At 53.2% G+C, this 21,082-nt stretch carries 17 protein-coding genes; 9 read left to right on the plus strand and 8 right to left on the minus strand.

Annotated elements, in window-relative coordinates:
* Nucleotides 1-146 precede the first annotated feature (146 nt).
* The gene (locus INT20_RS10410; RefSeq protein WP_193056888.1) at nucleotides 147-1,799 is read left to right on the plus strand and encodes a sulfatase-like hydrolase/transferase; all 1,653 of its coding nucleotides are present in this window, start codon (nucleotides 147-149) and stop codon (nucleotides 1,797-1,799) included.
* On the opposite strand, the gene waaF is transcribed toward INT20_RS10410, so the two are convergent.
* Both waaF and rfaD read right to left on the minus strand, forming a co-directional pair.
* On the minus strand, nucleotides 1,789-2,835 hold the full coding sequence (gene waaF / locus INT20_RS10415; RefSeq protein WP_193056889.1) for a lipopolysaccharide heptosyltransferase II: 1,047 nt from the start codon (nucleotides 2,833-2,835) through the stop codon (nucleotides 1,789-1,791). The two genes, INT20_RS10410 and waaF, sit on opposite strands and share 11 nt — an antisense overlap.
* Complete coding sequence (rfaD, locus tag INT20_RS10420; RefSeq protein ID WP_192526754.1) at nucleotides 2,828-3,784, minus strand: ADP-glyceromanno-heptose 6-epimerase; 957 nt, start codon at nucleotides 3,782-3,784, stop codon at nucleotides 2,828-2,830. Before rfaD ends, waaF begins: the two co-directional genes overlap by 8 nt.
* 111 nt (nucleotides 3,785-3,895) lie before the next feature.
* On the opposite strand from rfaD, the gene glyQ reads away from it, so the two are divergent.
* The 4 genes from glyQ (at nucleotide 3,896) to gmhB (ending at nucleotide 8,564) form a co-directional block, all read left to right on the plus strand.
* A complete protein-coding gene (gene glyQ / locus INT20_RS10425; protein WP_192526755.1) occupies nucleotides 3,896-4,855 on the plus strand; it encodes a glycine--tRNA ligase subunit alpha in 960 nt (319 codons plus the stop codon).
* Nucleotides 4,855-6,921, plus strand: a complete 2,067-nt coding sequence (glyS, locus tag INT20_RS10430; protein ID WP_193056891.1) for a glycine--tRNA ligase subunit beta — start codon at nucleotides 4,855-4,857, stop codon at nucleotides 6,919-6,921. The genes glyQ and glyS overlap by 1 nt, the downstream gene beginning before the upstream one ends.
* A gap of 279 nt (nucleotides 6,922-7,200) precedes the next feature.
* A complete protein-coding gene (locus INT20_RS10435; protein WP_192526757.1) occupies nucleotides 7,201-7,989 on the plus strand; it encodes a BUD32 family EKC/KEOPS complex subunit in 789 nt (262 codons plus the stop codon).
* Nucleotides 7,990-8,000: 11 nt separating this feature from the next.
* Nucleotides 8,001-8,564 carry a D-glycero-beta-D-manno-heptose 1,7-bisphosphate 7-phosphatase gene (gene gmhB / locus INT20_RS10440; RefSeq protein WP_193053430.1) on the plus strand — a complete coding sequence of 188 codons (564 nt, stop codon included), beginning with the start codon at nucleotides 8,001-8,003 and terminating at the stop codon, nucleotides 8,562-8,564.
* A gap of 102 nt (nucleotides 8,565-8,666) precedes the next feature.
* Here gmhB and gyrB read toward each other — a convergent pair whose 3' ends face one another.
* From gyrB to dnaA, 4 genes are all read right to left on the minus strand, one after another.
* A complete protein-coding gene (gene gyrB, locus INT20_RS10445) occupies nucleotides 8,667-11,087 on the minus strand; it encodes a DNA topoisomerase (ATP-hydrolyzing) subunit B (RefSeq protein ID WP_193056893.1) in 2,421 nt (806 codons plus the stop codon).
* A gap of 39 nt (nucleotides 11,088-11,126) precedes the next feature.
* Nucleotides 11,127-12,230: a DNA replication/repair protein RecF gene (recF, locus tag INT20_RS10450; protein ID WP_192526759.1), complete on the minus strand. Its 1,104-nt coding sequence runs from the start codon at nucleotides 12,228-12,230 to the stop codon at nucleotides 11,127-11,129.
* A gap of 97 nt (nucleotides 12,231-12,327) precedes the next feature.
* On the minus strand, nucleotides 12,328-13,431 hold the full coding sequence (gene dnaN, locus INT20_RS10455; RefSeq protein WP_087106978.1) for a DNA polymerase III subunit beta: 1,104 nt from the start codon (nucleotides 13,429-13,431) through the stop codon (nucleotides 12,328-12,330).
* Between the two features lie 58 nt (nucleotides 13,432-13,489).
* Nucleotides 13,490-14,953: a chromosomal replication initiator protein DnaA gene (gene dnaA, locus INT20_RS10460; RefSeq protein WP_192526760.1), complete on the minus strand. Its 1,464-nt coding sequence runs from the start codon at nucleotides 14,951-14,953 to the stop codon at nucleotides 13,490-13,492.
* 532 nt (nucleotides 14,954-15,485) lie between these two features.
* On the opposite strand from dnaA, the gene rpmH reads away from it, so the two are divergent.
* The 4 genes from rpmH to mnmE all read left to right on the plus strand — a co-directional run bounded on the left by rpmH (nucleotide 15,486) and on the right by mnmE (nucleotide 19,310).
* On the plus strand, nucleotides 15,486-15,620 hold the full coding sequence (gene rpmH / locus INT20_RS10465) for a 50S ribosomal protein L34 (RefSeq protein WP_172118745.1): 135 nt from the start codon (nucleotides 15,486-15,488) through the stop codon (nucleotides 15,618-15,620).
* Nucleotides 15,621-15,633: 13 nt separating this feature from the next.
* Nucleotides 15,634-16,035: a ribonuclease P protein component gene (rnpA, locus tag INT20_RS10470; protein ID WP_193056894.1), complete on the plus strand. Its 402-nt coding sequence runs from the start codon at nucleotides 15,634-15,636 to the stop codon at nucleotides 16,033-16,035.
* A gap of 115 nt (nucleotides 16,036-16,150) precedes the next feature.
* Nucleotides 16,151-17,839 carry a membrane protein insertase YidC gene (yidC, locus tag INT20_RS10475; RefSeq protein WP_172118743.1) on the plus strand — a complete coding sequence of 563 codons (1,689 nt, stop codon included), beginning with the start codon at nucleotides 16,151-16,153 and terminating at the stop codon, nucleotides 17,837-17,839.
* 100 nt (nucleotides 17,840-17,939) lie between these two features.
* A complete protein-coding gene (mnmE, locus tag INT20_RS10480; RefSeq protein ID WP_172118742.1) occupies nucleotides 17,940-19,310 on the plus strand; it encodes a tRNA uridine-5-carboxymethylaminomethyl(34) synthesis GTPase MnmE in 1,371 nt (456 codons plus the stop codon).
* Nucleotides 19,311-19,461: 151 nt separating this feature from the next.
* On the opposite strand, the gene INT20_RS10485 is transcribed toward mnmE, so the two are convergent.
* Complete coding sequence (locus INT20_RS10485; RefSeq protein ID WP_193056896.1) at nucleotides 19,462-20,307, minus strand: 23S rRNA (adenine(2030)-N(6))-methyltransferase RlmJ; 846 nt, start codon at nucleotides 20,305-20,307, stop codon at nucleotides 19,462-19,464.
* An 88-nt stretch (nucleotides 20,308-20,395) separates the two neighbouring features.
* Nucleotides 20,396-21,070, minus strand: coding sequence for an OmpA family protein (locus INT20_RS10490; protein ID WP_192526767.1), 675 nt, complete (start codon nucleotides 21,068-21,070; stop codon nucleotides 20,396-20,398).
* Nucleotides 21,071-21,082: the final 12 nt, after the last annotated feature.

Here is a 21,082-nt window from a genome sequence, read left to right on the forward strand (position 1 = left end):
TGCTTGATGGATTGGTTAGGTTCTTGAAATCATAGCACTTTCAGCCGCTTTCTTTTATACCCTGTGAGAAATCCGGGTTAGCGTAACATTGCACTAGCACCAACAACGTCATTTTTATCAAAATTGCAATAGCATTAGGATATGGCATGCCCTCTTCAAGGACTCTGAAACTTACTCCCTGGCTGCCACTAGCGACCATTGGCCTTAGTCTAGGCTATGCCGCTACCGTGTTAACTCGCCTGCCCTGGTGGGCTCTCTTTCTCATCGCCGCTGGTTGGATCGGCACGGGGTTGAAGCTGAGCTGGGGTCGCCCAGCAAATGCTCGCTACCGAAAAGTATGGCCCTGGTCATTAGTGCCGCTAAGCTTGATGGGCGTGTACGTTTATTTAGCTGACAGCTTCGGCAATGTCGATTTAGGCGCTGTGTTTTTTCATTTACAGGCCGGTATCGCGGAGCACGGCGGTGCCAGCAAAATGGTGGTCGCGGTACTTTATACGCTGACTATGCTGGGCATTTTATGCTCCATTACGTGGCTTTCACGCCATGATCAGCGCTGGCGACTAGCCGAGCGCTATTTTGCGATTATTTTGCTGGCGACCAACCCGTTACTTTATGGTTTGGGTCAACGCAGCGTTGCCGTCGTGGCTGACGATAGAGAGTGGTTAAATCGACGTTATATGCCGCCCATGACCAACGAGCAGTCGCATACCCCTAATCTGTTAATCATGTACCTGGAGAGCCTTGAGCGTACCTATAGCAACGAGATTTTTGATGACGCTTATGCCGACTTGAATTCGCTGGGCGAACAGGGTCTGGTTTTCGAAGGTATCCGACAAATGGAAAACACCGGCTGGACCATGGCGGGAATGATCGCCAGTCAGTGTGGTGTTCCGCTAATGCCTGCCGGGCTTTTACACGATACACAGTTTGAGCCATTGAAAAAGGTGGTGCCAGGCGTTGACTGCCTGGGTGATATTTTAGCTGCTCAAGGGTATCAATTAAGCTATCTGGGGGGCGCTAGTACGCAGTTCGCGGGTAAAGGCCTTTTCTATCGCGGTCATCAGTTTAATAGCGTAAAGGGGAAAGAAGAGTTTTTACCCGACATGGAAGATCCAGAGTATTTAAATAGCTGGGGGCTTCATGACGACACGCTTTATAATTTTACCGCTGATGAAATACGCCGGTTAAATGAAGAGGATAGCGGCCCCTGGGCAGTGGTGAACCTTAACCTGGCAGCCCATGCGCCGAGCGGGTTTCCGTCCCAAACCTGCCAGGACCGCCAGGGCACATTTGATGGCCAGGATATTCTGTACTCAGTGGAGTGCTCGGCTCATGAAGCACGGGTATTTATTGAGCAGTTACAGCGCGAAGGGCTTTTGGATAATACGTTGGTAGTTGTACTCAGCGATCACCTCACCATGCGAGTCTCCGTATGGGATCAACTGACAGCCCTGGACCGCGATAACACGCTGATTATGCTCGGCGACTATATTGAGCCCCAGCGTATTCGCCGCGATGCCACAATGCTGGATGTGTTTCCAACGATATTAGAAGCGCTCGGCTTTACCTTGAACGATCACCGCGCAGGGCTGGGTGCTTCACTACTCAGTGAAAAACCCACGCTGGCTGAGGTGCATGGTATCGAAACACTCAACGAGCGCTTGCGTGAGGAAACCGCCCTGCAGCACCGCTTATGGGAAGGGCTAACGCCCCAACGCCGCGAAGCAGAAGATACCTCGGCAGATCAAGTGACAGAAACGCCAGCGGATCAGGCCGACGAAGTAAACATCACCCATTAATGATCAAGCCGCTGGCACGCTGCGGGTCGGCTTGCATCGCCTGATAGACCTGCTCTACCGCTAACTGATTAAGGCAGTTGGTATGTCCCAACGGGCAAACACGCTTAAAGCAGGGCGAGCAGTAGAGCCCCAAATAATGAGCGACAGCGTTGTTGGTCAAGGGCGGCGTATAGGCCGGTGACGAAGAGCCGTAAAGCGCATGAATGCGCACGCCGACGGCAGCGGCCACATGCATGAGACCTGAGTCGTTGGTTACCACTTGCCGACAGTCGGCCAACAGGTCTACCGCATCGGCTAACTGCGTTTTGCCGCATAAATTATGCGCATGGGGCAACCCTTTCACGATGCTCTCGCCTGCCGAATGATCTTTTGGCCCACCCAGCACCCGAATTTCAAAACCGTCGCTGATAAGTTGCGCGGCCAGGTTGTGAAAATAGGCCAGTGGCCACTGCTTGGCAGGCCCATATTCTGCGCCGGGCATCATGCCAATGGCGGGCCGCGATGACAGCGCATGAGCCAGGCGCAAATTAACCAGATTATCCCGGTCGATCATTAAACGCGGCCTGGGGATCGGAAAATCCCCGTTTAGCGCTTCATCACGAGGCAAACCCAGCGATACAAACCGCTTTACGGTCTGGTCCAGAACCTGCTTATCTAGCTTGCGGCGCTCTTTTAAAAGCCCATAGCGATGCTCGCCCAAAAAGCCCACCCGCTCAGGAATGCGAGCCATGAAGGGAACGAGGGCGGCTTTCCAGGAGCGTGGCAGCACAATGGCACGATCAAAGCGCCCTTTTAGCTGGCTGGCGAGTTCACGGCGATTAGCCAAACCAAACTCGCCGTGACCAACAGCCAAGGGGAGCACTTCGTCTACCTCCGGCATACGCTCTAAAATGGGTTGTGACCACGCGGGCGCAACCACCCCAATGGTCGCATCAGGCTGACGCGCTTTAAGCGTCATAAAGAGGCTTTGCGCCATGACCATATCGCCCACCCATGACGGGCCAACCACCAGCAGACGCTTGGCGGAATTAGCCATTTAGCCACTCCAGGTAAGCGCCAACCCCTTGGGCCACGGTTTTGAACTCAACATCGCAGCCGGCTTCACGCAAATGACTGATGTCAGCACGCGTGTAGCTTTGATAACGGCCTTTCAACTCCTCAGGAAAATCGATGTAATTGATCTCGCCTTTGCCATAGAAGTCGATGACTGCTTCGCCAATCGCTTTAAAGGGCTCTGCTCGGCCAGTTCCCAGGTTAAAAATGCCAGACGCTTGAGGGTTATCCAAAAACCATAGATTGACGTCGACGACATCGCCCACGTACACAAAATCCCGGCTCTGCATGCCAGCCTCATAACCACCATAGGCGCCAAACAGTTTCAGGGTTTCGCCGTTACGGATTTGAAGATGGTTATGGTAGGCGACACTTGCCATCTTGCCTTTATGCTGTTCACGAGGGCCGTAGACGTTGAAGTAACGGAAACCAACGACCTGGGTAGTCAGCGACTCCCAGCGTGAGCGCACATGTTGATCAAACAGCAGCTTGGAGTAACCGTAGACATTAAGCGGTTTTTCGTACTCGGGCGCCTCTTTAAAGACGTCACTGCCGCCATAGGTCGCTGCGGATGATGCGTAGAGGAAAGGGATACCGAATTTCTCACAATAATTCAGCAGTACCTTCGAGTACTCGAAGTTATTTTTCATCATGTACTGGCCGTCCCACTCAGTGGTATCGGAACACGCCCCTTCATGAAAAATCGCCTCGATGTTTGGCAAGTCGGTGATCTCACCGCGCAACGCGGCCTCTATCTTGGCAAGAAAGTCATCTTTATCCAGGTAATCGGCCAGCGTACAGTCGGCTAAATTGACAAATTTAGTGCCGTCGCGCAGGTCATCCACCACCATGACATCATTACGGCCGCGCGCATTCAGTGCTTTCACGATGTTTGCGCCAATAAAACCGGCACCGCCTGTTACAACGATCATTTTGCTCTCCTTAACCAAAAGCGGTTCTGTTGGCTTATGTGCCTATAACCCATCTGCCTAGGATTGTATACTTGACGGCTTATGAATTCATGGCCAACGGTGCTTTCTGCGATGAGTGTCTCGACAAACCAATCGACACCTGATGTGTCGACCTTCCAAGGCTTGATCCTTGCTCTGCAACAGTACTGGGCAGAACAGGGCTGCGTCATTCTCCAACCTCTTGATATGGAAGTTGGCGCGGGCACCTTTCATCCCGCTACTTTCCTGCGCTCAATCGGCCCGGAAAGCTGGAACGCGGCCTACGTTCAGCCTTCTCGCCGCCCAACCGATGGCCGCTATGGCGAAAACCCCAATCGCCTGCAGCACTACTACCAGTTTCAGGTCGTCATGAAGCCATCGCCAAGTAATCTGCAGGACCTTTATCTTGGCTCACTAAAGCGTTTAGGCCTGGACCCACTGATCCACGATGTGCGCTTTGTTGAGGATAACTGGGAATCGCCAACGCTGGGCGCTTGGGGCCTGGGTTGGGAAGTATGGCTCAATGGGATGGAAGTTACCCAGTTCACCTATTTCCAGCAAGCGGGCGGTATTGAGTGCTACCCCGTTACCGGTGAGCTGACCTATGGTCTTGAGCGGATTGCCATGTATCTGCAAAACGTTGACAGCGTTTACGACCTGGTATGGGCGATTGCCCCGGACGGTAGCCAAGTCACCTATGGCGATGTGTATCTACAGAACGAGCGTGAGCAATCGACCTATAACTTCGAGCATGCCGACGTCGATCAACTGTTTGCCTCCTTCGATCACCAGGAGCGTGAGTGTACCAAGCTGCTGACCGCCAACCTGCCCTTACCTGCTTATGAGCAGGTACTCAAGGCATCACACACCTTTAACCTTCTGGATGCCCGTCACGCTATTTCGGTAACCGAGCGTCAGCGCTTTATTCTGCGCGTACGCACCATGGCGCGGGATGTTGCCCATACCTACTTTGAGTCGCGTAAAGCAGCAGGTTTCCCCATGGCTCCAGAAGCGCTTCGCCGCGAACTACTTGCCGATCAGGGAGATGCATAATGGCTGTTGATACGCTTTTATTAGAACTGGGCGCCGAAGAGCTGCCACCCGCGGCGCTGGATGCACTCTCTGACGCATTTGCCGCGGGGATTGAAAAAGGCCTGCAAGAGGCCGAGATTCCTTTCCAGCACGTGACCGCTTACGCCACGCCTCGCCGTTTAGCCGTCAAGGTCAGCGAGCTTGCCGATAAACAGCCTGACCGCGAAGTAGAGCGTCGTGGGCCGGCGCTGGCCGCCGCCTTTAAAGACGGTGTTGCAAGCAAAGCAGCCGAAGGCTTCGCTCGTTCCTGTGGTGTTAGCGTCGATGAGCTAATTCACTTGGAAACAGACAAAGGCACCTGGCTTGGCTACCGCGAACAGCAGCAGGGTGAGAGCCTTCAAGCACTTCTGCCCGAGATTCTGCGTAAAGCCATTCAGGGCCTGCCTGTACCTAAAAATATGCGCTGGGGGGCATCACGTATTGAGTTCTCCCGCCCGGTACACTGGTTGGTCGCACTTTACGGCAGCGATGTCATTGCCGCAGAAGTGCTGGGATTACAGGCTAGCCGCACCACCTATGGCCACCGCTTCCACGCCCCCAATGCGATTCAGCTTGAGCACGCCGATGATTATCTGGCCACGCTCGAAAACGCTTACGTATTGGCGGACCGCAAGCTGCGTCGCGAACGCATTCGCGAGCAAGTACTAGCCGAAGCGGAAGTACAGGACGCCAATGCCGTTATCGACGAAACCCTGCTCGTTGAGGTCAGTGGTTTGGTGGAGTGGCCGGTCGCACTTACCGGCAGTTTCGATGAGCGCTTTTTGGAGGTCCCGGCGGAGTGTTTGATCTCCTCCATGAAGGCCAATCAAAAGTACTTCCACCTGCTGGATGACCAGGGCAAGCTCAAACCGCTGTTTATCACTATCTCCAATATCGATAGCGCTGATCCACAACAGGTAATTTCGGGTAACGAAAAAGTCATTCGTCCGCGCCTGGCGGATGCCGCCTTCTTCTACGATACCGACCGTAAGCAGAGCCTGGCTTCGCGCATTCCGCAACTTGAAAGCGTAGTGTTTCAGCAGCAGTTGGGAACACTGGCCGACAAAGCACGTCGTACCACCGCTATTGCCACTTTCATTGCTGAGAAGATCAACGGTGACGTTGCCAATGCACAGCGTGCTGTGGCACTTGCCAAGTGTGACCTTGTCACCGAAATGGTGCTCGAGTTCCCTGAGTTACAGGGCATTATGGGTCGCTACTACGCCGAGCAGGACGGCGAGCCTGCGGATGTTGCTCAAGCGATTGAAGAGCAGTACCTGCCACGCTTTGCCAGCGATGCTATTCCGCAAAGCCTGACCGGGCAAACGCTGGCCTTGGCGGATCGCCTGGACACCCTGGTAGGTATCTTTGGTATTGGTCAGCGTCCAACCGGCGCAAAAGATCCCTTCGCCCTGCGCCGCGCCTCAATTGGCGTGTTGAATATCCTGATCAAGGGCGAGCTGAATCTTGATCTGCGCGAGCTTTTAGATGCCGCCGCTCAGCAGCATCAGGGGCTGCCCAAGGCTGAGGGGCTGGTAGAGGACGTGCTGACCTATATGCTGGATCGCTTCCGCGCCTGGGGTCAGGAAGAAGGCATTAGCGCCGAGATGTACCTGGCGGTGCGTGCACGCCCGGTCACCAACCCGCTCGATTTCGCTCGCCGGCTGCGCGCGGTGAAAGCCTTTGCTCAACGTGAAGAGGCAGCTGCGTTAGCCACCGCTAACAAGCGCGTGACCAATATTCTGAGCAAGCAGGATCACAACGGCAACCTTCAGGTTGACCCGAGCCTGCTGCAAGAGGAAGCCGAGCAGGTACTATTCAAGGCAGTCACCAGCCGCCAGGAGCAGGTAGCCCCGCTGTTTGGTACCGGTGATTATCAGCAAGCGCTGGATGTACTGGCGACGCTTCGTGAACCCGTTGATGCATTTTTTGATCAGGTGATGGTCATGGCGGATGATGAAGCAGTGCGCAATAACCGTCTTGCTCTTTTGGCGAGCCTTCAGGCACTGTTCCTGGAAGTTGCTGATATTTCGCTGCTCCCCCAATAACGCTCTCTCGACCGTCTGCCGGTCGCTTTTATGCCACCGGCAGCACGCTTATCACTCCTTCCCCTACCTGCCTTTTAGCGCGCTCATTTCTGGCTGTGACGTATAATCGTGATGCTCCTCTTTGAAGGTCTCTTCACGCGCTGCTGGTTTGTTTCACGTGAAACACCGTGAAAAAATAATCGATTTTTACTAAAATAAAGTTTTCCTGATGCGTTAATTCCCCTTTATAGACGTAATGCGTGTTATTGCTTGGGTGCATAAGCACTCTGGAGTTGCCCTGTGTACGATCTCTTTCTACTGGACTCATTTCCCCAGCAACAGGCTAGCATGGCTTCCCATACGCTGAATGGCCAAAAGGTGTGGTTAAACCGTGCCGCCAAACGGAACTCGCAGCTTGCCTATGCGCCGCTCAAGTTATTGGCTGCATGGTTTAATATTGAAGCGTTAAAGCCGGTCCCCAACCTGGGCGGCGAGCAAAGTATTTTCACCGAGGCCCAACGGATTAGAGCCTTAAGTGAAGCAGGTATCTCCGTTCCCGTCATCCTGGCCGAAAATCCTCAAGCCCTTCTTTTAGCGGATGCAGGGTCGCCTGAACAACCCGCGGTGACACTGCTGGAAAAGCTCAAAAAGGCGAGCAGTGTTGAGGAAGTGGATAAAGCGCTTAGTCAAAGCATTCAGGCACTCAACGCGGTTCATGAGCGCAATTGCTACCTGAGTGAAGCGTTCGCACGCAATATCCTTATCACCCACGACCAAACTGTCTTTATCGATTTTGAAACGGATCCAGGTAAAGTACATACCCCAATCAACTGCATGGTGCGCGATTGGTACTGCTTTATCTTTTCACTCTATGGCAAACTCTCTAAATCACCGATGCAAATCGAACGTTTAACCCCTGCGCTGATTGATGGATTGCACAGCGCCCGGCAGGAAGTTCGAGAGCAGTTTAAAAAAACGCTGCCCAAACTACTCCGCTTGCAAAAAATCCCATTTAAATACCTGGGTAGTGATGGCCGCAAAATTAGCGTCACGTTGCAGGCGTTGGCGATGCTTAATCAGCGTCTTTAATGGAACGCGCAATGCCTATCTCCCCCGAGCAGCTGGTTATTCTTGATCGTGACGGCGTCATTAATCAGGATTCTGACGCCTATATAAAGTCACTCGAAGAGTGGCTGCCCTACCCTTCTTCCATCCATGCTATCGCTAAATTATCCCAAGCCGGTTACACCGTTGCGATAGCCACGAATCAGTCGGGCATTGGCCGCGGTTATTACGATGCAGGCGTTCTCGGTCAAATGCATGACCGTCTCAATGCGTTGGTCAATGCCGCAGGAGGAACCATTGCGCATATCGCTTATTGCCCGCATGGTCCCGCCGATGACTGCGAGTGCCGCAAACCCTTACCGGGCTTGCTGCACGATATTCAGCGTGCACTAAGTTTATCGAGCTTATCCGGCAGTTGGATGGTGGGTGATAGCCTGCGCGACCTGCAAGCGGGCGAAGCATGTGGCTGTCAGTCGGTATTAGTAAAAACTGGCAAAGGCGAGAAAACACTGGCCAAGGGCGTAGGCCTGGAAAATGCCCACGTTTATACAGATTTAGCCGAGTTTGTCGATTGGCTGTTATCCCGTTCATCCGGCTGAATTTTATAGCTCAAAAAAATGCCGCTGGCTTTAAGCCAGCGGCATTTTTCATTTCAAACAATGTTTCACGTGAAACATGTTATGCGAGCTTCGCTCGGTGCCTTATACGTCCAGATTAGCGACCAAGGCATTGCTTTCGATAAAGTTACGCCGTGGCTCTACATCATCACCCATCAAGGTGTTAAACATCATATCGGCGGCGACGGCGTCTTCAACCGTAACACGCAGCATACGGCGGCTATCCGGGTCCATGGTGGTTTCCCAAAGCTGATCTGGGTTCATTTCGCCCAGCCCTTTATAGCGCTGTACCGAAAGGCCACGCTGACCTTCCTGCATTAGCCACTGCAACACCTCGGAGAAGTGAGCCACAGGCTTCTGACGCTCGCCACGGGAAATAAAGGCGCCCTCTTCAAGCAGCCCATTAAGGGTATCACCCAGCGCTGAAATAGCCCGATAATCCGCACTTTCAAAGAAGTCCAGGCCCCAGTCGTACTCGGTAGTCACGCCATGCGCAATAAGCGACACGGTAGGCAATAACAAGCCACGCTCCTCATCTTCTTTCAGATAGAAGGTGTAACGCGGCCCGCCTTCATAGGCCACCATGTCATCCATGACTTTTTGCAGTTCAGCAATCCAGTTTTCCATGGTGACACGATCTTTAAGACTCGCCTCGCCCTGCAATCCTGTGACATGGATGATCTGCTTCAATACTTCAATCGGGTAAACGCGCGCCAGGCGATCGATACGCTTCATCACGTTGCGATACTGGTTTACCAGGGCTTCCAGCTGCGAACCGGAGATACCCGGCGCGTCCGCATTCACATATAGGCCTGCGCCATCCAGCGCTGTCGTGGTCAAGTAATCGACCATGGCCTGCTCATCTTTAAGATAGAGCTCTTGCTTGCCTCGCTTGATCTTATAGAGCGGCGGCTGGGCAATAAAAATATGGCCGCGCTCAATCAGCTCCGGCATTTGCCGGAAGAAGAAGGTCAGTAGCAAGGTACGAATATGCGAACCGTCGACATCCGCATCGGTCATGATGATGATGGAGTGATAACGGAGTTTATCGGGGTTAAACTCTTCGCGGCCGATACCACAGCCTAGCGCGGTGATGAGCGTACCCACTTCAGCTGACGAAAGCATTTTGTCAAAACGCGCTTTTTCGACGTTCAGGATTTTACCTTTAAGCGGCAAAATGGCCTGAGTGCGGCGGTCACGCCCCTGCTTGGCACTGCCACCGGCCGAGTCGCCCTCCACCAGGTAGAGTTCTGACTGGCTGGGGTCTTTCTCCTGGCAATCAGCAAGTTTGCCCGGCAGACCTGCAATATCCAGCGCGCCTTTACGCCGCGTCATGTCCCGGGCCTTACGTGCCGCTTCACGCGCACGCGCCGCATCCAGCATTTTATTAACGATTGCTTTGGCTTCGTTAGGCTTTTCAATCAGGTAGTCAGAAAACAGGCGACCCATTTCCTGCTCAACGGCTGTTTTCACTTCACTGGACACCAGCTTGTCCTTGGTTTGTGAAGAGAATTTCGGGTCAGGCACTTTGACAGAAACAATCGCCGTTAAGCCTTCACGAGCATCATCACCCGCCGTACTTACCTTGGCTTTTTTGAGCAGGCCTTCCGCTTCGATGTAGTTATTCATCGTGCGCGTCAGTGCTGCCCGGAAGCCGGCCAAGTGAGTGCCGCCATCACGCTGAGGGATATTATTGGTATAGCAGAAGATGCTTTCCGTAAAGACGTCGCTCCACTGCATTGCCACTTCGACTTCAACACCGTCCTCCCGCGAGGCGGTAAAGTGGAAAACAGGGTTCAGAACCGTTTTATTGGAGTTGAGGTGATCAACAAAGGCTTTCAAGCCGCCTTCGTAATGAAACAGCTCTTCCTTACCGCTGCGATCATCCATTAGCCGAATGGCAACGCCAGAGTTCAGAAACGACAGCTCACGCAGGCGTTTGGCCAAAATATCGTAATGGAATTCAATATTAGCAAAGGTGTTCTGGGAAGGGCGGAAATGAACACGTGATCCGGTTTTTTCCGTTTTACCCACCACGCTAAGCGGTGCCTGAGGCACGCCATGGTGATAAATCTGCTCAAACACTTCGCCCTGGCGCCAGATGGTTAAGCGTAGCTCTTCAGAAAGCGCATTAACCACGGAAACACCCACACCGTGAAGACCGCCAGATACTTTATAAGAGTTATCGTCAAACTTACCGCCCGCGTGCAACACGGTCATGATGACTTCTGCGGCAGAGACGCCCTCCTCTTCGTGCAGCTCGGTAGGAATACCGCGACCATTATCGCTAACGGTTACCGACTCATCGGCATGAATAACCACGCGAATTTCACTACAATGGCCCGCCAAAGCCTCATCGATGGAGTTATCCACCAACTCGAAGACCATGTGGTGCAACCCGGTGCCGTCGTCGGTATCACCGATGTACATACCAGGACGTTTGCGTACTGCATCCAGTCCTTTGAGCACCTTGATGCTTGATGAATCGTAAGCCTGTTCGCTCATTGACCACTCCGTCGTGAAGTCTGTCTTGTCCCGTATCGTCTACCCATCTTGTACCAACTGGCCAAGCCCTTGCGGGTCATGTTTCACGTGAAACATGCTAACCAGGGTTTTAGATTGCCACATAGGTTGTAATGCGGCGGGGTCGACGCTGGTAATAAATGCCTGACACTGCATCTCTTCAAGCAACTGACAGAAACGCTGTTGGTGTTGCACATCCAGCTCTGCTGGCAAATCATCAATTAAATAAATGCAGTGACGCTGTGCCGTTCTTTCCAGAAACCGCCCCTGGGCAAGCTTGAGTGCGCTTACCACTAGCTTTTGCTGGCCTCTGGAAAGTACTTCAACAGCAGGCTGTTTATTAAGCCTGATACGCAAATCGGCACGCTGAGGGCCTTGTTGGGTAAACCCCATTTGCTGATCGGTGACTCGGTTATCCTGAAGCACATCAGCAAGCGTTTTCTGTTTGTCCCATCCTCGAGCGTAGTTAAGTTTTAAGCCAGGTAACGGAAGAAGTACATTCAGAGTTTCTTCAAAGACAGGGAGAAACTCACTAAACCATTCAAACCGCAACCTATCGACTACCTCGCCCCATAGCGCCAATTCTTGCTCCCAGGCCGCCATTTCCTGTGGGTCTATTCTACCACGCCTGAGTAATGCGTTCCGATGTTTCACTGCTCGGCGTGTACGCTTCCATGCTTCCAGAAAGTGATGTTTCACGTGAAACACTCCCCAGTCAAGAAACTCGCGCCGTCCGGCTGGGGACCCTTCAAGAAGCCTAAAAGCGTCAGGATTGATTAGTTGCAAAGGCATCGCCTCGACCAGCTCGGCCAAGCGTACCCCCTTATCCCCACGCAAACGCAGCTCTAGTTCACGCTGAGCCCGTAACCGGCGCACCCCTATGGAAATCTCTGGTTCCCCTTCCAGGCGCCCGTAGAGCGTCATATGTGCCACATCAGATTGGATGGCATGCTTTAGCTGACGGGTACGAAACGAGCGCCCCATCCCCAAAACATGAATGCCTTCCAGCAGGCTGGTTTTGCCACTTCCGTTCAGCCCAGTGATGATATTGATCCCCCGAGAAGGATGCATATCCAGCGGCGCTAAATTCCGTAACCCTTGGAAGTTAAGCTGACTCAAGCTCATGTAAACACTCGGGTAAAAGGCGTAACCAACCCTCAAGAGAAAGCGGCGCCCCTGCTACCAGAAGCGCCGCCCCGTTTGGCATTTATGAAACGCTATATTACAACCGCATGGGCATAACAACATACAGCGCATCGCCACCACCCGGCTCTTCAAGCAGCGCACTGCTATTAGGGTCGGCCAGCGTTATTTGCACTCTGTCTTCATTTAGTACGCTAAGCACGTCAACCAAATAGCCCACGTTGAAGCCGACTTCCATCGCAGAGCCGTTATATTCGACGGCCACGTTCTCTTCGGCTTCTTCCTGTTCAGGGTTATTCGCCATGACCTTAAGGTTGCCCTCTTCCAGGTATAAGCGCACACCTCGATACTTCTCATTGGAGAGAATCGCCGTACGTGACAGCACCTGACGCAACTCGGCGCGTTCAGCAATGAGCACCTTATCGCCATTGCGTGGTACGACGCGCTCATAGTCAGGGAACTTCCCGTCAATCAGCTTGGACGTAAAGGTGAAGTCACCGGTATGAGCACGCACATGGGTTGAACCCAACGTCAGGCTTACCGGCTCATCGCTATCATCCAACAGGCGCGAAAGCTCAAGAATACCCTTACGAGGTACAATCAGCTTCTGCGGCTGGCTAACCGCGACATCAACAGGACGTGAACACATCGCCAAGCGGTGGCCGTCTGTCGCCACCGTGCGTAGCAAGTTACTTTGAATTTCCAACAGCATGCCATTGAGATAGTAGCGAACATCCTGCTGCGCCATGGCAAATGATGTGGTTTCAATAAGATGCTTTAACGTGCCCCGTGGAACGCTTAACTCCTGACTGCTATCGGCATCTTCAATATTGGGGAATTCAGCCACCGGTAATGTCGAGAGCGTAAAGCGTGAACGACCGCTGCGCAGCACCGCTCGGCCATCTTCAACGGTCAGTTGGATATCGGACTGATCAGGCAGCGATTTACAAATATCCATCAGCTTACGAGCAGGCACGGTTGCCGCCCCTGGCTGGTCAACCTGGCTTGCGACAGTACGCCCGATGAGTTCAACCTCAAGGTCCGTACCGGTTAGTGCGACCTGGTCACCTTCGACCTGAATCAGCACATTAGACAGTACAGGTAGCGTTTGGCGCCGTTCTACCACGCCTGCCACCAGAGTCAGCGGACGCAGCAATGCCTCTCGGGAAATGGAAAATTTCATCAACACTCCGGTTTATATCCTGAAAACCTGCAGACGGCAGGCCAATCCCATGGATGATTTAGCTGGTTAAAAGGCGCAACAGATTTTTGTAATCTTCGCGAATATCCGCGCTCTCCTCTTGCAAGGCTTTCACCTTGCGGCAAGCGTGAAGTACCGTTGTATGATCACGGCCACCAAACGCATCGCCAATTTCCGGCAAACTATGATTGGTCAATTCCTTGGCTAGCGCCATGGCCACCTGCCGGGGGCGAGCGACTGAGCGCGAGCGTCGCTTGGATAATAAATCTGCCACCTTGATTTTGTAATACTCGGCGACTGTGCGCTGGATATTATCTACACCCACCTGCTTATCTTGTAGCGCGAGTAAATCTTTTAGCGACTCACGAATAAAGTCCTGGGTAATCGGCTTACCCATAAAGTGTGAGTCAGCAATCACTTTTTTCAGTGCCCCTTCCAATTCACGTACGTTCGAGCGAATTTTTTGAGCAATAAAGAAGGCCGCATCATGAGGTAAATCAACTTTGGCCTGGTCGGCTTTTTTCATCAAGATGGCTACGCGGGTTTCAAGTTCGGGCGGCTCAATAGCCACCGTCAAGCCCCATCCAAAGCGCGATTTCAGGCGCTCCTCAACACCACTGATCTCCTTTGGATAACGATCAGAGGTGAGAATCATTTGCTGGCCGCCTTCCAAAAGCGCATTAAAGGTATGGAAAAACTCCTCTTGGGAGCGCTCCTTGCCAGCAAAAAATTGAATATCATCAATGAGTAACGCATCAACACTGCGATAAAAGCGTTTGAAGTCGTTGATCGCATTAAGCTGAAGTGCCTTGACCATATCGGCAACAAAACGCTCAGAATGCAGATACACCACCCGGGCATTTTCCCGGCGGCCAGCCAGCGCATTGCCTACGGCGTGCATCAAGTGCGTTTTACCCAGACCTACCCCACCGTATAGAAATAGTGGGTTATAGGCACCACCCGGATTTTCTGAAACCTGCCGAGACGCCGCACGCGCCAGTTGGTTGGATTTACCTTCCACGAAGGTATCAAACGTAAAATTGGGGTTCAGCCCACTGCCGTGCTTAAGACTACCTTCGACCTGGACCTGACGCTCGTTAGTCCGCCGGCGCGGCGTTTCTTCACGCTCACGCAGCTGATCAATTTCACGCTCATCGGCAATATCACCGCGCGGGGGCGTATGCACTGAAGGCGCCGAGGTTGAAGCGGAAACAGGATTACCCAAATCACGCGGCTGGGGGACTGCCGCTACTGGACGACGGCTACCTACGGTCAGGCTTACTTTGGGTGGTTTAGACGGCGCAAGCTCGCGGATCAGCTCACTGATTCGCTTGGCATACTTGTCACTCACCCAATCGCGCACAAAGCGATTAGGCGCCAGTAAGCGCAACTCATTGGACTCTCCTTCTTCTGCCTGCAAGGGACGTATCCAGGTATTGAATTGCTGAGAATTCAATTCGTCCTGCAGGTAGTCCAGGCACTGTTGCCAAAGCGCGAGTGACACTCATCTCACCATCAGTTGAAAACGGCCGACCATTGTAGCGCTCTAAAGCTTGGTTATCCACACGGGTTTGGCTAACAATTATGCCTGTGGACAACTTATCGTAAGCACGTGGGACAACCCGCTGATGGAGTGGGGACAGATCCGTTTTTAGCGTTTTCCCACATCTCTACACACATCAAAACAACAGTTTATAGACCGCTTATACGACACTTATGCACATTGTTTTTATGATTTTATCATATTGATTAACCTATTTATTATTCACTTATCCACAAATAGTATCCCTACTATTAATAACAACAAGATTTAAAAACCTTATTAGTAATAATAGCTGTTTTGATTTTCGCGTAAAAAAGCCGGCAGGCCCCATGCCCACTGCCTTTTTGTTGGTTTTTATGCAAGGAAAAATTGCACCCGGCGCGGGAAGCCTCTACAATTTCCGGTCTTGAATTGAAACTCCCCGGCTAGTTTCCTCACTGGGCCGGGTCTTTTGGATTCACATCCGTCCTAAACCACGTGGGAATTACGAGTTATGAAACGCACTTTTCAACCCAGCGTTCTCAAACGCAAGCGCATGCATGGCTTCCGTGCTCGCATGGCAACCAAAAACGGCCGTGCCGTTATCTCTCGCCGCCGTGCGAAAGGCCGCAAGCGTCTGAGCGCCTGATCTCGGATTGCGTGTGCCGCCTCAAGGCTTTCCCCGGCGTTTGCGTCTTTTAAACGCTGGGGATTTTAGTCACGTGTTTGAACAAGCTGACCTTAAAGTTCATGGCAAAGGTATGATGGCGTTAGCGCGCATGACTACCCGAGGGCATCCTCGCATTGGACTAATTGTCAGCAAGAAAAATGCAAAGCGCGCTGTAGATCGCAACCGCTTTAAGCGTCTAGTCCGAGAGTCCGCCAGGCTTCGCCAGGATCACCTTCCCTCCATGGATATTGTGATATTAGCCAAGCGCGGTGTGCAGGATATCGACAATGAAACGCTTAGTCGGCAGTTGCATGGTATGTGGAAACGCCTTCAGCGTGACGCGCAAACGCTATCAATTGCACCACCGCTTGATGGCGTAACACGTGACACTTGACGACACACCTCGCCGCTCGACCTCGGCCTGCCGCTTGGCAGGCTTTCGTGTGTCATGGGTCGAGTAAATGACACTGCGCCATTAGCATGTTCATCACCCAGCGGGCAGAACCCTCATGGACGTAAAACGACTTCTCTTACTGATTCCAATGGCAGTACTTGCCTATCTACTGGTGATCCAGTGGAATCAGGATTATGGGCCGACAGATTACGACTCGACGCCTGAAATTACGCAAAGCAGTAGTGACGCCCCCTCAGCCAATGCTGAAAGCAGTAACGACCTGACGGTTCCGTCAACGTCGGCACCCAACAGTGCGGTAGACGACGGGCTGGCAAGCAATACTGAAAGCGAAACATCTAGCCGTGACTTTATTGCAGTGGCTACCGATGTTCTCGACGTGCGCATTGACCCGCACGGCGGCGACATTATTTATGCTGCGTTACCTCAGCATAAAATGACGCTGGATACTGAACGCAACTATGTGTTGCTCTCGGATAATTCAACGCGTAGCTATGTTGCACGTTCCGGCCTACAGCTGGATGGGCAAGCAAGTCGTATTGAATTTACCCCGGAAAGCAATGCCTATCGTCTGGCAGATGATGATGACCAGCTGGTCGTTGATTTACGGGCAGACGTTAACGGCGTTGATATTATCAAGCGTCTTACATTCGAACGTGGAAATTACGCGGTCAATGTTGATTACTATATTGCCAATAATACCGATGCGCCGGTAAGTGCTCGTTTTATTGGCCAATTAGCGCGTGATAACAGCCCTGACCCGTCAAGCGGCGTTGCCATGGGTATGAACTCCTATATTGGGGCAGCGTACTCAACGCCAGACGAACGTTATGAAAAGATCGATTTTGAAGACATTCAAAACCGTAACTTTGAAAATCGTGAAGCCCAGGGCGGCTGGATTGCGCTTATCCAGCACTACTTTGTTTCTGCCTGGGCACCGCCCCAAGACCAACAAAACCTTTACTACGTCACCACTGACTCAAGTGACCGTAACGTGGTGGCGTTTGCAGGCCCCACCAGCAACATTGCGGCGGAAGGTGAAGCGACACTGGGCGCCACGCTCTACATGGGTCCCAAGGTTCAGGATCACCTTGAGCAAGTGGCACCCAACCTGCGCCTGACCGTTGACTATGGCTGGTTATGGTTTATTGCCAACCCGCTGTTCTGGTTGCTGGATAAGATCCACGACATCGTGGGCAACTGGGGCTGGTCAATTGTTCTGCTGACGGTTGTGGTTAAGCTGGTGCTCTTCCCGCTGTCTGCCAAGGCTTATAAGTCAATGGCACGCATGCGGAAACTGGGCCCGGAAATGCAGCGTCTTAAAGAGACCTATGGCGATGATCGTCAGAAAATGTCTCAAGAGATGATGAAATTCTACCAAAAGGAGAAGATCAATCCTTTAGGTGGCTGCTTACCCATCGTCATACAGATGCCGGTGTTTATCGCGCTTTACTGGATGTTGCTGGAGTCGGTAGAGCTGCGCCATGCGCCGTTTATCTTCTGGATTCACGATCTATCGGTGAAGGATCCTTACTTCATCCTGCCAATACTGATGGGTATATCCATGTATGTTCAGCAGCTGCTGAACCCAACACCTCCGGACCCCATGCAGGCGAAGATCATGAAGATGCTGCCGATTATCTTCACCTTCTTCTTCCTGTGGTTCCCGGCGGGTCTGGTCATCTACTGGGTAACCAACAACATCATTTCGGTCGCGCAACAGTACTTTATTACGCGTAGTATCGAAAAAGACCCCAGTGTGGGTAAAGGAATGCGAACCAAGTAATCCTTGTTAACCACGCTCCCAGACCCCCGCCCTCGTGCGGGGGTCTGGCGTTTTAGAGACGACAAATTCACAATGTACGCATCCATTAATGAGGCGCGCCATGGCTGAACGACTTTATACCCAGGATACGATTACTGCTCTGGCGACACCGCCTGGGCGTGGCGGCGTAGGGATTATTCGCGTCTCAGGGCCTGCCTGTCGCGATATTGCAGCGTCCATACTCGGCCACTGCCCGGCGCCTCGGCATGCCTATCACGGCCCCTTTAAGGGCGCTGATAGCATTATTGACGAAGGCATCGCCCTGCTGTTCAACGGCCCTCACTCCTTTACTGGCGAAGATGTGCTGGAGCTACAGGGGCACGGTGGCCCCATTATCATGGACATGCTGCTTGAGCGTTGTGTGGCCTTGGGCGCGCGGTTGGCGCGGCCTGGTGAGTTCTCCGAGCGGGCCTTTCTCAATGACAAGCTCGACCTTGCCCAAGCCGAAGCGATTGCCGACTTGATTGATGCCACCTCGCGTTCAGCGGCGGAAAATGCCGTGCGCTCACTGCAGGGCGAGTTTTCTACCCGCGTCTCCCATCTGGTTGAGCGGCTTATCGAGCTGCGTGTCTATGTAGAAGCCGCCATCGACTTCCCTGAAGAGGAGATCGACTTCCTGGCGGATGGTCATGTCGCCCAGCGTTTGGAAAGTGTTCAGCAAGCACTCAGCGACGTGCGCAAAGCCGCCGGCCAAGGGGCGCTGTTACGCGAAGGCATGAACGTGGTCATTGCCGGTCGCCCCAATGCGGGTAAGTCCAGCCTGCTTAACGCGTTGACCGAACAAGAGACCGCCATTGTGACCGATATTGCAGGCACCACGCGGGACGTGCTGCGTGAGCACATCCATATTGATGGCATGCCGCTGCACATTATTGATACAGCGGGCTTGCGTGATACCCCGGACGCCGTTGAAAAAATCGGTGTCGCCCGCGCCTGGGCCGAGATTGAGAAAGCCGACCGGGTACTGCTGTTGGTGGACGCCTCTACCACCGAGGCGACCGACCCCATGATGATCTGGCCCGAGTTTGTTGCCCGCCTTCCCGATCAAAGCCGTTTAACGTTGGTACGTAACAAAATCGATACCAGCGCTGAGCAGGCTGGAATTGATTTATCCACAGCCACGCCCACGCTTCGCCTTTCGGCCAAAACCGGTGCGGGTGTGGATAACCTAAAAAACCATTTGAAAACCGTGATGGGCTTTGCGGCGACCACCGAAGGACGCTTCTCCGCACGTCGGCGTCACCTGGATGCCCTCGACCGGGCAATGGCAGCGCTTGATACCGGCCGTGCCCAATTGGATGGCTACGGCGCTGGAGAACTGCTGGCCGAAGACCTTCGCGACGCGCAGCAAGCGCTGAGTGAAATTACCGGCGAGTTTAGCGCTGATGACTTGCTGGGCGAGATTTTTGGCAGTTTCTGCATCGGCAAGTAATACGCTCACTTTATGGATCAGCGGGGCGGCGCTGTTGTGCCACCGTAATCCTAACGTCAAATGGTTTAGAATAGTGGTGGTACTGGAGCGTGTTAAAACCACGCTAGAGATCATCTAGCGAGCGGCTTTCACTCAACGTTTTTGTGCCTGGCTACTCCTCAACCCACCACTGCGCCTCAACGCGGCTTTCACTTCCAAGGCAACGGGTTACCTCTGCCATTGCGGTCTTCAGGCGCTCATCAAGCCCCCAGGGCGGGTTAACGACCAACATACCGCTACCGTACATACCGTGCGTTTGCTCACCCGGCGCACGCAGCAAAAGCTCGCTGCGCCATATTTTGCGAATACCGCTTGCCTTTAGCCCGTCCAATAACGCGTGATGATGCCCGGCGGGTAGCAGGGGGTACCAAATCAGTAGTATGGCGTGGCGCGCCTTTTCAAGCGTGTATATTGCCGTATCAACCACTTCCTGGTACTCCGCTTTACGCTCAAAACTAGGGTCAATCAGTACACAGAGCCGCGGGGTAGACACCGGCAGCATGGCCGTTAAACCCGCTAAACCATCGCCATAAATACGTTTTGCCTGAGGAGGAAGCGACTGCGTGTTCAAGTGCTCATGCTCACCCGGATGAAGCTCAAAAAGGCGCAGCTTATCGTGCTCGCGCAATGATTGGCTTAGCCACCACGGGGAGCCGGGATAGTGCGTTAACGCACGAGTACTGGGCTGAACGCTGGTGACAGCATTTAACCAATCACAGAGTAACGGGTCGGTGAGTACCTCGCGTTCGTGCCATAGCGGCCAAATGCCCTCACGGTACTCCTGAAGCCGCTGCGTCTCTTTGGTGGCTAACGGATATAGCCCTCTTCCCGCATGCGTATCTATATATGTAACAGGTGTTTTTTTACGTAATAAATAATCAACGACGGTGTAGAGCGTCAAGTGTTTGTGTACATCGGCAAAATTACCGGCGTGATAGGCGTGTTGATAAGACAGCATGGTAACTCGCAGATAAGTGAACGAAAAAAGCCCGCTATGGGATCATAGCGGGCTTTAAACGGTAATGCGCGGGGGAGTTATGTCTTACTTAACCCTGGCCGTTACCGATTGGCGTCAGGGTGATTTCAACCCGGCGGTTTTGCGCCCGGCCCTGCTCGGTATCGTTGCTGGCAACCGGCTGGTTAGCGCCGTATCCCATGGTGTTAAGACGCGAGGAGGATACCCCGTTTTGACTTAAGTAGTTGCCCACTGACTGAGCTCGGCGCTCTGAGAGACGCTGGTTGTAGCTGGCATCCCCGGTGCTGTCGGTGAAGCCGGCAATATTAACCCGCGTATCGGTATACTGCTTGAGCACGTTAGCCACTTCATTAAGCGCACTGCGCGCATCGCCGGTTAGATCTGAGGAGTCAAACCCGAACGTCACGCTGCTGGGCATATTCAGTACGATGTCGTCGCCGCGACGGTCGATTTCAATGCGCGAGCCCTCCAGGTTCTGGCGAAGCTGCTGTTCCTGACGGTCCATGTAAGCGCCAATACCGGCACCCGCAGCAGCGCCCACGGCAGCACCAATCAAGGCACGGTCACGACGGCTGGTACTTCCGCTACCCGAAAGTGCACCCGCAGCAGCGCCTACCGCCGCGCCAATCCCTGTTCCCATGCCAGTCGATGAACGTTGTGTCTGGCCACCATAAGGGTCAGAGGTGGCACAGCCCGCCACTAAGATCGCAGCAGCCAACGGGGTCAGTAGTCGAGAAATACGCATCACTCACTCCTT

It is taken from the genome of Halomonas citrativorans, assembly GCF_014898005.1.
GTDB lineage: Bacteria > Pseudomonadota > Gammaproteobacteria > Pseudomonadales > Halomonadaceae > Vreelandella > Vreelandella citrativorans.